General features: G+C 64.0%; 9 protein-coding genes and 1 pseudogene. 5 read left to right on the top strand and 5 right to left on the bottom strand.

All coding sequences use genetic code 11. The features are described from left to right. Positions 1–90 precede the first annotated feature (90 nt). On the bottom strand, positions 91–552 hold the full coding sequence (locus B2W55_RS31975; protein WP_024585034.1) for an acyl-CoA thioesterase: 462 nt from the start codon (positions 550–552) through the stop codon (positions 91–93). Positions 553–717: 165 nt separating this feature from the next. Here B2W55_RS31975 and B2W55_RS31970 point away from each other — a divergent pair, with 165 nt between their 5' ends. Both B2W55_RS31970 and B2W55_RS31965 read left to right on the top strand, forming a co-directional pair. Further along, positions 718–1,746, top strand: a complete 1,029-nt coding sequence (locus tag B2W55_RS31970; protein WP_024585033.1) for an NAD(P)/FAD-dependent oxidoreductase — start codon at positions 718–720, stop codon at positions 1,744–1,746. Positions 1,747–1,873: 127 nt separating this feature from the next. Beyond that, positions 1,874–2,446 carry a DUF2147 domain-containing protein gene (locus tag B2W55_RS31965; protein WP_029880257.1) on the top strand — a complete coding sequence of 191 codons (573 nt, stop codon included), beginning with the start codon at positions 1,874–1,876 and terminating at the stop codon, positions 2,444–2,446. A 108-nt stretch (positions 2,447–2,554) separates the two neighbouring features. On the opposite strand, the gene B2W55_RS31960 is transcribed toward B2W55_RS31965, so the two are convergent. Together B2W55_RS31960 and B2W55_RS31955 are read right to left on the bottom strand one after the other, a co-directional pair. Beyond that, complete coding sequence (locus B2W55_RS31960) at positions 2,555–4,543, bottom strand: hypothetical protein (protein WP_035637347.1); 1,989 nt, start codon at positions 4,541–4,543, stop codon at positions 2,555–2,557. A 103-nt stretch (positions 4,544–4,646) separates the two neighbouring features. After that, entirely contained in the window at positions 4,647–5,723 is a 1,077-nt protein-coding gene (locus tag B2W55_RS31955) for a lysylphosphatidylglycerol synthase transmembrane domain-containing protein (protein ID WP_024585031.1), read from the bottom strand. 632 nt (positions 5,724–6,355) lie between these two features. On the opposite strand from B2W55_RS31955, the gene B2W55_RS31950 reads away from it, so the two are divergent. Both B2W55_RS31950 and B2W55_RS31945 read left to right on the top strand, forming a co-directional pair. Beyond that, positions 6,356–7,759: an MFS transporter gene (locus B2W55_RS31950; protein ID WP_100555199.1), complete on the top strand. Its 1,404-nt coding sequence runs from the start codon at positions 6,356–6,358 to the stop codon at positions 7,757–7,759. Between the two features lie 129 nt (positions 7,760–7,888). Next, positions 7,889–10,291: an EAL domain-containing protein gene (locus B2W55_RS31945; RefSeq protein WP_024584616.1), complete on the top strand. Its 2,403-nt coding sequence runs from the start codon at positions 7,889–7,891 to the stop codon at positions 10,289–10,291. Between the two features lie 331 nt (positions 10,292–10,622). Here B2W55_RS31945 and B2W55_RS31940 read toward each other — a convergent pair whose 3' ends face one another. Both B2W55_RS31940 and B2W55_RS31935 read right to left on the bottom strand, forming a co-directional pair. Further along, positions 10,623–11,501: a hypothetical protein gene (locus tag B2W55_RS31940; protein ID WP_024584617.1), complete on the bottom strand. Its 879-nt coding sequence runs from the start codon at positions 11,499–11,501 to the stop codon at positions 10,623–10,625. A gap of 267 nt (positions 11,502–11,768) precedes the next feature. Further along, positions 11,769–11,990: pseudogene (locus B2W55_RS31935) on the bottom strand (hypothetical protein); the annotation flags it as partial. A gap of 324 nt (positions 11,991–12,314) precedes the next feature. Between B2W55_RS31935 and B2W55_RS31930 the strand changes: the two are divergent. Further along, positions 12,315–13,241, top strand: a complete 927-nt coding sequence (locus B2W55_RS31930) for an alpha/beta fold hydrolase (RefSeq protein WP_024584619.1) — start codon at positions 12,315–12,317, stop codon at positions 13,239–13,241. Positions 13,242–13,960 lie beyond the last annotated feature (719 nt).

The following is a 13,960-nucleotide window of genomic DNA, read 5'->3' as shown; positions in this document are numbered from 1 at the left end:
ATTGAATCGGAACGGGGCTCTATATTTTTCGTTTCGACGCGTGTTTTACGCGAACCGCTATCCGCTTCGCGCGCAACGCGCCGAACTCCTTTACTCGCCGTCCGGATTCACGCCGCGACGGACCCAGCGGCGGAAGTTCTCCTTGACCTCCGCCGGCAGCGGCGTTGGCCTCCGCGTCGCCTCATCGATCATCACGGTGATCGCCTTCGCCGACGCCACGCAGCGCCCTTCCGAAAACACCACCTGATCGAAGGTGGTCGATGTCCGTCCGAACTTGACGAGACCGAGCCCGAGCTCGATCTGTCCCGGCCAATGCAGCTCGGCGCGGAAATGGATGTCGAGACGCACCATGATCCAGCCGAGCCCCGCCGGCATCAGCCCCATGCTGCGATCCTTCACCAGCGTGACGCGGCCGGTCTCGAAATAGCTCGCATAGACGGCGTTGTTGACGTGGCCGTTGGGGTCGAGATCGGCGAACCGCACATTGTCGGACAGCCGATAGGGGAAGTCTTCCAGGCGCGGCGCATCGTCGGCGCGGACAGGGGCATTCACGAGGGGGATCTCCATCGGTTTCCGATCCATACAGCCGAGTTGCGCAAGCTCGGCAAGGGGTTGCCGCGCCAGCCGCGGTCCCTATTATGCATGTCCCGATCCGGTCATGCTTGGCTGGGCAGGCGAGAAGCCGCCCGGTCGATCTCAACTTGAAAAGAAGCGGATATGAGCGAAGCGATCAAAACCGATGTGCTGATTATTGGCGCGGGCCCCTGCGGACTGTTCGCCGTGTTCGAACTGGGTCTGCTCGACATGAAGGTGCATCTGGTCGACATCCTCGACAAGATCGGCGGCCAGTGCGCCGAGCTCTATCCGGAGAAGCCGATCTACGACATTCCCGGCATCCCGATGGTCACCGGCCAGGGCCTCACCGATCAACTGCTCGAGCAGATCAAGCCGTTCAACCCGACCTTCCATCTCAACGAGATGGTCGAGAGCATCGAGAAGATCGGCGATCCTCTGTTCCGCGTGAAGACCGATGGCGGCAAGGAGTTCGAGGCCAAGGTCGTGGTGATCTCGGCGGGCGGCGGTTCGTTCCAGCCGAAGCGGCCGCCGGTGCCGGGCATCGAGGCCTATGAAGGCACCTCGGTGCATTACGCCGTGCGCAAGATGGAGCAGTTCCGCGACAAGAGCATCCTGATCGTCGGCGGCGGCGATTCCGCGCTCGACTGGACGCTCAACCTGCATCCGCTCGCCAAGCGCATCACGCTGCTGCACCGGCGCGACGATTTCCGCGCGGCGCCACACAGCGTCGAGCAGATGCGCACGCTGGTCGCCGACGGCAAGATGGATCTCAGGATCGGTCAGGTCACCGGGCTCGAGGGCGCGAGCGGCCAGCTCACCGGCGCGACGCTGAAGGGCAACGACAACGCGATCTCGACCATCGCATGCGATACCATGCTGCCGTTCTTCGGCCTCACCATGAAGCTCGGCCCGGTCGCGAACTGGGGCGTCGAGCTGGAGAACAACCTGGTGCCGGTCGACACCGCAGCGTTCGAGACCAACGTGTCGGGCATCTTCGCGATCGGCGACATCAACACCTATCCCGGCAAGCTGAAGTTGATTCTGTCCGGCTTCCACGAGGGCGCGTTGATGGCGCAGAAGGCGCATCGCTACGTCTATCCGGACAAGCGACTGGTGTTCCAGTACACAACATCGTCATCGAGTTTGCAGAAGAAGCTCGGAGTGAACTGAATCCACTCCGACAGCGACCAATGCCAGGGGCACGAGCCAGTTCCCGTCTGGCGCGGGTACTGGAACACTCCGCGAAATGGCCTTAGTCTGTGGCCATGCGGGGGCGTCGATTGAGCAGGTGATGATGATGCGGAACACGCTGTCCAGACTTCGGCTGATGTTTGCGATCGCTACGGCCTTCGCGCTGGCTGCTCCACTTGCGGCTTCCGCAGCCGAGCTATCGGCGGCCGGGCTTTGGCAGAAGACCGAGGACGGCAAGCCCGAGGGCTGGTTCCTGGTGATCGAGCGCAACGGCGTGTACGAAGGCATGATCGCCAGGATGTTCTCGGCGCCCGACGATCCGCCCAATCCGGTCTGCGCGAAATGCACCGACGATCGCAAGGACATGCCGTGGCTCGGCATCCCCTTCATCCGCGACATGAAGCGCAACGGGCTCGCTTATGAAGGCGGCAACGTGCTCGATCCGCGCAACGGCAAGATCTACAAGGCCAAGATGACCTTGAGCGCCGATGGACAGACGCTGACCATGCGCGGCTATCTCGGCATCTCGCTGTTCGGCAAGGACGAGGTCTGGACCCGGCTGCCGGATACGGCGCTGGCGCAACTCGATCCGACGATCGTCGCCAAATATCTGCCGGCGCAGGCCGCCGCGGTGAGGCCGCCGACACCCGCGCCGGCGCCGGTGACCAAGCGGCACTAACGCATGATCCGGAAAAGTGCGAAGCGGTTTTCCGAAGAGATCATGCTTAGATAACAAGCCTTCTTTCGATCACGCGCGCTCGCGTCCGCAGTCCTGCGGCGCGAGCCCTCAGCGTTGCTCCGGCGCGGTCGGCAAAGGAGCAGCCGGTAACGGAGCAGCCGGCAATGGTGCGACCGGCTCGGAAATCACCTCGGGCACGGCGGTGTTCAGCTGCAATACGTTGGCGGCTGCGGGAAGCGCGGCATCGGCCATCGCTGCATGGCCTTCAGCGGTGGGGTGCACCGCGCCGCCATACACCGCCGACAGGATGCCCCAGGTCGCATCGTGGATGTCGGTCGGCTGCATCGAGGACGGCAGGCCCTGCGGGTAGGTCATCGCCGTGAAATAGCTGTCATTGGCGTCGCGGATCCAGCGCGCACGCGGCAAGTAGGCGCGGTACTCGCCGGCGCTGCGGCCGCATTTGAGCGGCTGGCTGGCGGCGGCGACGAGGTCGGAGACGAAGCTGTCGCCATTGGCGGCGAAGCAGTCGCGGTCGAACTCCGGATCGCTGGTGGCGCGTGCGCAGAAGCCGTGGCTCGCGAATGCATCCTGATGCGCATCGACGAAGGTCATGCGATCGGTTTGCGGATTGCGGCAGATGATGCCGGACTGGCACTGTGCGATGGCCTTGAGCTGCGGCAGGAATTCGTTCTGCACGAAGCCCGAGACCTCCGCGAGCCGCTGCGGATCGGCGTTGAACGACGGATGGATCTCGAAGCCGGCGCGGCCGCCGGGACAGGGCGCGCCGCCATTGGCGAGCGCCGGATTGGCGTAGGCGGTATAGATCACGTGCGAGAGGTCGCCGCCGACCAGCGGCTTCAGCGCATCGCGTAGCTTGGCGAAGCCGGCCGGCAGGTCGCGCGCCAGCGCCGAGCGGGCGTCGTCGACGCTGGCCATCGAGCCGCCCTGGTTGAACAGCGTGCGTTCGGTCGGGGTGTCGACGATCACGTTGGCGACGAGGCCGGAGAAGTAGATGTCGTTGGCGCCGATCGACAGCAGCACGAGGTCGAGTTTGCGGTCCGGCTGCCGGCGCTTGGCGGCGGCCAGCGCCGTGCGCAGCTCCGCGATCTGGCCGCTGACGGTGCCCGAGCAGGTGCTGGCGGTCTTGGTCGGCAGGCACTCCCGGGCCTGCTGCGAGCCGAGCAGGCCGTCGGCGATGCTGGCGCCGGTGCAGGCCAGCGGCAGATAGGTTACCGCGATGTGCGGATACTGCACCGCCAGCGCGAGCGCGGTGCGGGTCTGGTAGCTGTAGAGCGACCGGTGACACGCCGAATTGAGCCACAGCGCGCTCTGGCGCTGCCAGTTGGTTAGGGTGTCCGGCGCCTCGCAGGCGCGGCCGCCCTTGTAGCCGGCGCGGCTCGGCCGGTAATACTGCGCCCCGCCGAGATAGGAGCGGAAGCAGAACCCCTCGTCGGACAGCGCGATGGCGCGGTCCGGATTGCCTTCACCCGATGCGATGCTGTCGCCGAGCCCCGCGATCAACAGATCGCGCACCGCGATCTGCGTCGTCACGTGCTGGTTGGCGTCCGAGCCGCTGGCGACGTCGACGGTCGCGACCGTGGTGCGGCCGTAGCGGACGCGCAGGTTGACCGGCTCGGCGCAATCGAAGGTGGAGGATTGCGGCCCGTCGCCGTCGTCGAACGACCAGGCGCAGGTGGCGCCGACCGGAACCGGACCGGTCAGCCGCACGGTGATCGGATGATCGATCGGCGTCAGATAGCTTTCCTTGACGTTGTCGCGGGTGCAGGGCTCGTTGACGCGGCCCTGGAGGTCGATGCAGAGCCGGTTGACCGTGTTGCGCGCCCAGCCGCGGCCGTCGCTTTGCAGTTCCAGCGCCTGCTCCGAGGCCAGCACGCTGCGGCCGAGCCCGCTCTCGACATGCAGGCGGAAGTCGCGCTCCTCGCGGAACAGGCGGAAGCGGTTGCGGACCTCCCAGGAGATCTGCAACTGGCTGTCTTGCGCCTCCGCGGCCGATGCGAATGCCCCTGCCAGCGCGCTGCCGAGCAGCACGCTGCAAACCGTCACACGAAGCGAAAATCGAACCAAAGAGCCAATCATGGCGCGGTTTGACGTGAGCGGTACGGCGAAAATAAGAGAACCGGCGGCGGAGATCGAAAATCCCGGACCGAAGGACCGGGACGAGGGGCCGAAGCGTTGCCTGTTACCGTTTCAGCTGCCTGATCCGCTGCTGCCGGCTTTCGATCGGTTGCCGCACGGTCGCCGAAGCCGTGCAGGCTTGGCTCAATCGCTTTCGTTCCTGCCATGGTTGCACGACGTTGAGCCACAGCTCGCGCATGCCCATGATCGAGATCGAAATCCCGAACGGGATCAGGAAATAGAGGATGCGGAACACGACCAGCGTCGCCAGCAATTGCTCCTTGCTGAACTCCGGCAGCGCCACCAGCATCGCGGCGTCGAACACGCCGATCGAGCCCGGAGCGTGGCTGGCGAAACCGAGCAGCGTCGCCAGGATGAACACGACCGCGAGCGAGACGAAGTCGATATGCGGCTCGGTCGGCATCAAGAGATACATCGCGAGCGCGCAGAAGCCGAGATCGACCACGCCGATGAAGATCTGCAACAGCGTCAGCCGGGCCGAAGGCAGCACCACCTTCCAGCCGTTCTGGCCGAGCTCGCGGCGTTTCTCGCCGGTCAGCAGCCAGACGAAATAGGCGCCGATGCCGACGAGGCAGCCGATCGCGATCAGCCGGTTCATCGCCGGCGGCAGCAGGTCCATGGCCGATGCCGCCGCGGGATGCCACGCCATGCCGATGCCGAGCACGAACAGATTGCCGAGCCAGAATGTCAGCCCGGACAGGAAGCAGATCTTGGCAACATCGATCGCGGTGAGGCCGTAGTCGGAATAGATCCGGAAGCGGATCGCACCGCCGGTAAAGACCGTGGCGCCGATATTGTGGCCGATCGTGTAGCTGGTGAAGCTCGACATCGCCGCGATGCGATACGGCACGTGGTTCTTGCCGATCGTGCGCAGCGCGAAGAAGTCATAGAAGGTCAACGTGCAGAACGCCCCGACCACGCACAGCGCAGCCAGCGCGATCCGGTGCGGCGCGATGTCGGTCAGCGCGGTGAGGATGACACCGGTGTCGACGCCCTTCAGGGTGTGGACCAGTGACGTGATCGCCAGCGCGATGATCAAGACACTCGCGGCGATCCCGAGCCGTTTCCAGCCGATCTTTTCCTTGAAACCACGCCCGAGCGTGGTCAGCAGCCGAAGCATTCATCCTCCCGGCGGGGCGGCAATTGTCGTGGGACCCGGTCACGGACGGCGACGGGTAACGGGCATGCGCACCGTACGCGATGACCCATAAGGCAAAACCGATGCGTTGTGCAGCCCTTGACAAGCCAAGCTTCGGCTCCCGTCCAGCGTCATTGTCATACTGGCTACATATGTTCTCGCTCCGCGGAATGTGAGTCGCAGCCATGCCATCCGGTCGGCTCGGTACGCTGCATGGCTGGCCATTCCAGCCGATTTCATCGGCATTTTGGCCGATTTTGCCGTCATCTCGACGTAGGCGCGGGGCGGCTGGCGCGGTCGGAATGGACGATATGCACCAGCATGGGGACATCGCCTGGCTGGCCGCGGCGTTTACCAAAGCCTGAGGTCGCCATGCGCCTGCGCATGATGCGCATGATCGGGGCGTTTGGACCGCGATCGGGCGGCGATAAGACCGGCGACGCCGGGCCGCAGGTCTCTTGAGGCAAAACGCCGCGTAGCGTCGCCGCGGCGGCATGTCCCGTCCGGTACCATGGATCCACACTTCGATCGACGACGAAGTGTTTGGTCGAAACGAGCGCCTATGTCTCGCATTGGTTGCCCGAAGCGAGAACCAGACCATGCAGCAGACATCGATGAACGACCGGCGCATGCCGGACCAGCGCGCGGCGTCCCATCAACAATCGACCGGGCTTGCGGCAACGCTGACGCTCGCCGCGATGAGTCTCGGTTACGGCGTCGTGCAGCTCGACGTCACCATCGTCAACACCGCGCTCAACGCGATCGGTAGCTCGCTCGGCGGCGGCGTTGCCGAACTGCAATGGGTGGTCAGCGCCTACACCATCGCCTTTGCCGCCTTCATTCTGACCGCGGGCGCGCTCGGCGACCGGATCGGCGCCAAGCGCGTCTTCATGGCGGGCTTTGCGATCTTCACCGCGGCCTCGGTGGCCTGCGCAATCGCGCCCGATGCGGTGACGCTGATCGCCGCGCGCTGCGTCCAGGGTCTGGCCGCGGCCATCCTGGTGCCGAACTCGCTTGCGCTGCTGCGCCACGCCTATGCGGACGAGAAGGCGCGCGGACGCGCGGTCGGGGTCTGGGCCGCCGGCGCGAGCCTTGCGCTGACGGCCGGCCCGTTCGTCGGCGGCGCCCTCATCACGCTGGTCGGCTGGCGCGCCATCTTCCTCGTCAACCTGCCGATCGGCCTGGCCGGGCTGTGGCTCGCCTGGCGGTTCGCCGGCGAGACCATCCGCCATCAACAGCACCGGCTCGATCTGCCGGGCCAGCTCTGCGCGATCGCCGCGCTCGGCACGCTGGCCGGCGCCCTGATCGAAGGCGGCGCGCTTGGCTGGGACAGCCCGTTCGTGGTCGCGGGCTTCGTGCTGGCGGCCGCGTTCGCCGTGCTGTTCGTCTGGCGCGAGGCGCGCGCGGCGCAGCCGATGCTGCCGTTGTCGCTGTTCAGTCACCGGATGTTTGCCCTGACCGCGCTGGTCGGCCTGCTGGTCAACGTCGCGTTCTATGGGCTGATCTTCGTGCTCAGCCTCTACTTCCAGCAGGTCAACGGGCTGTCGGCGTTCGCGACCGGCCTGGCGTTCGTGCCGATGCTCGGCGCCGTGCTGCCCGCCAATCTGGTCGCGCCGCGCGTTGCGGAACGGATCGGTGCCCCGGCGGCGATCGCGCTCGGCGCCGCGCTCTCGGGCGCCGGATGCCTGGGGCTGCTGTTCATCGGGCCTGGCACGAGCTATCCCGCGATCTGCCTGCAACTGCTGGCGATGAGCGCCGGTCTCGGCCTGCTGGTGCCGCCATTGACGTCGACGCTGCTCGGCAGCGCCGAGCCACGCCATGCCGGCATCGCGGCCGGCGTGCTGAACGCGACCCGGCAGACCGGCAGCGTGCTCGGCGTCGCGCTGTTCGGCTCGATGGTCAGCCGGTCGGCGGCCTTCATCACAGGATTGCACGTCGCGCTGGTCGTCTCCGCCGGCGTGCTGCTGGCGGCGGCCGCGCTGATCTGGATCGGCGGATCGTCCGGGGCGCGGCAATGAAATCAGTGCGGGTCAGACGATTTCGCCAGATGTTGAAGGCTTTTTCACCATGCGCGGAGCGGTGCTGCGGTGCGGTTACCGTTCGTACACGAATGCGCGGGTTCTTATGGGCCCATAACGGGGGCCTATATGTATCGCGTCTATACCTGTCTCACATTGGAACATGACTGGCGGCTGGTCGTCCTTGGTGGGGTGATCTGCCTGCTCGCCAGCGCGGTTGCGATCAGTCTGTTTCACCGGGCCCGGGCGGCTCAGGGCCGCACCCGTGAGATCTGGATCGGGCTCGATGCAGCCATTGGCGGCTGCGGTATCTGGGCCACCCATTTCGTCGCCATGCTGGCCTACAATCCCGGCATCGACGCCGGCTACAACATTCCGATCACCTTGCTGTCGCTGGTCCTCGCGGTTGCGATCCTGGCGGTCGGACTGGCCGTCGCATCGCTCGACGAGCGCCGCTGGACGGCCGCCGCCGGTGGCGCGATCGTCGGCGCCGGCGTCGCGGCGATGCACTACACCGGCATGATGGGGCTCGAACTGCCCGCGCGCATCGTCTGGTCGCCCGGCATCGTGTTCGCCTCGATCGCATTCGGCAGCGTGTTCGGCGCGCTCGCACTCGTCGTTGCGACGCGCGGCGAGCGCCTCGGCCCCACGGTCGCGGCAACCGGCCTCCTGACCGTTGCCATCGTCTCGCATCATTTCACCGCGATGGGCGCGGTGACGCTGGTGCCGGACCCGACCATCGTTCCTGACGGACTCTCGGTCTCGCCGCGCGTGCTCTCGTTCATGACCGCGGTCGGTGCCTTCGCGATCCTCGGGCTCTCGCTGATCGCCTCGATCCTCGATCGTCGCGCCAAGACCGAGCTGCACAAGCAAAAGGTGGTGCTGGATACCGCGCTGGAAAACATGTCGCAGGGACTGTGCATGTTCGATGCCGACGGCCGCATCATGCTGTTCAACGAGCGCTACGCCGAGATGATGGGACGCAATCGCGTGCCGTTGCAGGGCCGCCTGCTGATCGACGTGTTGCAGGATCTGCATTCCATCGGCGAGTGGGACGGCGATCCCGAGGAGTTCTGCAATGCGCTGGTCACCGAGGCGAGGGCCGGCAACTCCGCGACGCGGATCGTCAGCCGCAACGACCGCGCGATCCGTGTCGTCGACCAGCCGATGAAGGGCGGCGGCTGGGTCGCCACCTTCGAAGACATCACCGAGTGGCAGCAGGCGCAGGAACAGATTTCGCACATGGCGCGGCATGACGCGCTGACCAATTTGCCGAACCGGACCCTGTTCCGCGAGCAGCTCGAGAAGGCCGTGCGGCTGGCCAAGCGCTCCGACCAGTTGGCGGTGCTCTGTCTCGATCTCGATCACTTCAAGGAGATCAACGATACGCTCGGACATCCGATCGGCGATGCGCTGCTCAGCGAGGTCGCGCGCCGGCTCGGCGAATGCGTCACCGAGCACGACACCGTGGCGCGGCTCGGCGGCGACGAATTCGCGATCGTGCAGTTTTGCAGCAACAGCGAGCCGTCCGTCGTGTCGTCGCTGGCAAGTCTCGTGGTCGAGCGGATCGCCGCGCCCTACGAGATCGGCGGCCATCAGCTCGTGATCGGCGTCAGTATCGGCATCTCGCTTGCGCCCGAGGATGGCAAGGATCCCGACGAGCTGCTGCAAAAGGCCGATCTCGCGCTGTACCGCGCCAAGGCCGACGGCCGCGGCACCTATCGGTTCTTCGAGACCGGGATGGATGCCCGCGCGCAGGCCCGCCGCCTGCTCGAGCGCGACCTGCGGCTGGCGCTCGATCGCGACGAGTTCGAGGTCTACTATCAGCCGATCCGCGATGTCGTCGGCGACAAGGTCGTCGCCTTCGAGGCGCTGGTGCGCTGGAACCACTCGCTGCGCGGGCTGATCGCGCCCAACAACTTCATCCCTGTCGCCGAGGAAACCGGGCTGATCGTTCCGCTCGGCGAGATCGTGCTGCGCAAGGCCTGCATGGAGGCCGCAAGCTGGCCCGCGGACATCGCGGTCGCCGTCAACCTCTCGCCGGTGCAGTTCAAGAACCCTAGTCTGGTGAACTCGGTGAAGACGGCGCTGGAAGCGTCCGGCCTGTCGGCGGATCGGCTCGAGCTCGAGATCACCGAATCGGTGCTGCTGCAAAACAGCGAGGCGACGCTTGCGGTGTTGCACGAACTGCGTGGCTTCGGAGTCCGGATCTCGCTCGACGATTTCGGTACCGGCTATTCGTCGCTGAGCTATCTGCGCAGCTTCCCGTTCGACAAGATCAAGATCGACCGTTCCTTCGTGATGGACCTTGCGACGCGCGAGGACTCGATGGCGATCGTCCGCGCCGTCACCGGCCTCGGCAAGAGCCTGGGCATCGTCACCACGGCGGAGGGCGTCGAGACCGATACCCAGTTCGACCTGCTGCGTCAGGAGGGCTGCACGCAGGCGCAGGGCTATCTGTTCAGCCCGCCGCGGCCGGCGGCCGACGTCGCCAAGATGCTGCACCGGACGCCGGAAAGGTCGGTCGCTTGATTGAAGTGTTGCCGGACGCGTTTTCTTGACGCGAGCCGGCGTCCGCCTGGCTCGGGCGTTGTTCGCAAATTGGTAGCGTCCGCTTCGCACTTGAAAGGCGACGTTGAAAATGAGATGGCGGCATGTCGGCCTTGGGCAAGGAGCGGACCTCGCAACCGGTGCGGCGCGGATGGCCGTTTCCGGCGGGCTGATCGCCGCCGGGACGCGGCCGGCGCGCCACCTTTTCAACGGAGCGGAGCATTGAGGCTGGGGGATTGCCCCCGACTCTTGGTGGCAAAACCAGTGCATCAGGTCTTTGCCCGCTGTAGCTTTCTGCGTTTCTCGCGGCCACTTAGCTGTATACCGCTCCGCTTCGGTCAACTGCGTATGGCTTGCCCGACGAGTCCAAGCTGAACTCCGAGATGCCACCGGAGAGAAAGATAGGTGGTGTCGTCCGCGGATAATAGGCTCCAGGGTTATACTCGCTCGTGGCCAGCACGTAGATCGCGTTTCCAATGCGATCGAACCACACGTTGCAGTCCTGTGTTTTGATACCGACACCGAGCAGCTCCCCGCTGTCGCGAACGTAACAACTTGTATCGACGAAGAATGACACGTTCGACGGCCGCAACGGAACGCTCTGCAAGGGAGGAGACACGACTTGACCGAAGAACGGGCTTGTCTGGACCCTGTAGCCAGTGATGGTATTCCCTGCGCGGAGGCTGTCAAAGGTTGTAGGACTTACCGTTCCGATCATGCCCATGGTGGCGTCAACAATCATGCCATTGGGTGCCCCCACGTTCTCAGCCCAAATCTGGTTGTGGCCTCCAAAACCGCTATTTCGCCACGCAACATGAAACAGGCGCACGGCCGACGATGGTGAGAGAGATTTGAACATTAGTGCAGTCAGGTCCGAATAGCCGCGGCACTCCAACAGAGAACTCGCCAGCAACCTCTCCAGTGTGAGTTGCCCGGAAAGACCGAACACTTCACTGCCATACGGTCTGATTTCGTGTGCAAGGAAACAAGCCAGGGCGAGCTTCAGACCATCACCGTTCAATGCCCAGGCTGGGAGTAGCGAGGGCAAATATGGTAGTGCCTCCGTGACGATGTTGCTGATTGTCGCCGCGCTGGGGGTGGAATGCAGGTTCTCGATGTTTGATCTGCTGTAGAACAAACTCTGTGAGTCGAACGCGACCTGGTTCAAAGGCAGATTGTCTGTGAAGGGCACCAGACTGCCTCCGCCACCTGAAGGGAGTGTGCCTGCCAATGATTTCAGAGGAAGCGTACTGGACGCAACTGCGCTAAGCAGTGCGAAAAGTGCCGAACGGCGGTCCATTCCGTTCACTTGATTCTTCCTGTCTTCTCAGTTGTATCAATAGAAATGATACATCTATGATAGTGAGCGTTTACAACCGTCCGATGACGATTTTTGTCCGCTTGCCCGTCAGGGGAAAATTTGAGCGGCTGAGCACCCCGCTAGGTCTCGTGCTCTTAGCTAGTTCTTCCTCAGCGCAAAGTAGGCGCCGCAGAACGCCATCGCCGCGCCGAGGCACAGGGCGGCGAGGCCGGCGAGCACGGCCGAAATCGTCGACACGGTGCTCGGCGCCGACGCGGCCTGGCCGGCATCCGCCAGCATGAGCTCGCCGACCACGATCAGGAACTGTCGCATCCGCTGCGGGATCTGGCCGGCGACCGCGCTATGCATCAGATTGGAGGTCGGGCGAAGGGCTATCTGTTCAGCCCGCCGCGGCCGGCAGCCGACGTGGTCAAGATGCTGCACCCGACGCCGGAACGGCCGGTCGCTTGATTGGATTGTTGTCGGACGCGTTTTCTTGACGCGAACCGGCGTCCACCTGGCTCGGGCTGTTCGCAAATTGGTAGCGTCCGCTTTGCACCTAAAAGGCGACGTTGAAACCGAGATGGCGGCATGTCGGCCTTGGGCCACAAGACGACCTCAGCTTGCCGAAAAAGATCAAGCCCGCAGTCTCTCGACGCTGCTGAACATGCGGCCTATGTTGCAGAGCGTGTACGAGACGCTGGGATGCTGACGAGGGAAACAGTGCAAGTTACTAGCACCCGAGAGCGGATATGGATCGAGCGAGCGGGCGCACGTATTGCCGTGGCTCGTTGGGGCGACGCCAAAGCGGATATGCCGCCCGTGCTCCTCGTGCATGGCACAGGTTTCGTTGCCGAAATTTGGGAAGACATTGCACGCACGCTTGCTCTGAACCACGTTGTGTATTCGTTTGACCGCCGCGGCCACGGCGCGAGCCACAAACCAGAAACGCATCAATACCACTTTCTGGATTTTGCTCTAGACGCGTGCGCAGTCGTTGAAACTCTCCAACTTTCGGGCGTCTTTGGCATCGGCCACAGCGCTGGGGGCACGGATCTTCTTCTGGCGGCAAAGCTCCTTCCCAACCATTTCTCGCGCCTTTTCGTGATCGAGCCGACAGTCATGAACCCTGCCGCGGTCCCGAGTGACGGCGGCAAGCTTAGCGATGCATCGGTGGACTTCATTCAGCAAATGCGCCGACGGCGAGCCGAGTTCACTAGCGGCACCGCGGCGTTCCAGCGCCTGCGCGCATCGCCTACCTTTGCTAATTGGTCCGAGCCAGCGCTTTGGACATACCTGCAATATGGCTTTGAGCATTTGCAAGAAGGTAGAATCCAATTGTTGTGCAAGCCCGACATAGAGGCCGCGATGTTGGTTCCTATCTGCGAAGCGATTGAACAGGTCTATGCAGGAGACGAGCGAGGCAACCCCTTCTCGTGGCTATCCGAAATCAAGTGCCCGGTGCGCATAGCGACAACGGAACATTCAGCCGCCATACACAAAGAAATGGTAGCCCGCGCTTTCACGCTCATACCGACAGCAAGCCGATGGAAGTTCGACGGGGTCGGCCACTGCATGCCCCAAGAAGCGCCAGAGCTTCTGCTCGAGGCATTGCATCAGTTCGCGGGCTAAGTAGCTCAAATCGACTGGGCAATGTCGCCTTTGGGTCATAAGCCGTCTGCGGCGGCCCAGCGGAGCGACCTCCGCTTTACGTCGGAGTCCGGATGTTGACGCGTGGACGACGCGCTAGTTTGATTTGAAGATGGTCAGCTTCAGGCCTTTGTCACATGACCATTTGTCAGGTTTACTATGTAAATCGCACCTCGTTCTAAACGTTCGCCCATGCCGATCTCCGGCGACTCTTCAATCCGAGGGCTCTTGCAAAGCGGGCATGCTTTCACTTCGTCGAATGCGGGGAATGTTTGTAGGCAAGAGCGGCAATTGTAAAAGAAAGACACGGGTAAGTCCCTCCGTCGGCGAACTCCTTCACATCAGGCAAGGCCCGCAATGTCTCGTTTTGGCCCATCGCGACATTTTGGGCTGTCGCACGACTCCGATCGCAATAGGAGCGAAGCGACATTGCCTTCGTATCACGACACCGGGTTTATGGGTACACGGCCTAGCGCCTTTCCCGTTCCGATAGAATCGGAACTGGGCGCTAGGTTCTTGTCTTGGCGCGTTTTCTTCACGCGAACCGCTATCCGCTTCGCTCGAAAACGCTCTAGTCCTTCCTCAGCGCGAAATAGGCGCCGCAGAACGCCATCGCCGCGCCGAGGCACAGGGCGGCGAGGCCGGCGAGCACGGCCGAAATCGTCGACACGGTGCTCGGCGCCGACGCGGCCTGGCCGGCA

It is taken from the genome of Bradyrhizobium sp. UBA2491 (genome assembly GCF_002341725.1).
GTDB lineage: Bacteria > Pseudomonadota > Alphaproteobacteria > Rhizobiales > Xanthobacteraceae > Bradyrhizobium.
The sequence above is the reverse complement of the archived record's forward strand: the minus strand, read 5'-3'. Positions and strand labels throughout refer to the sequence as shown.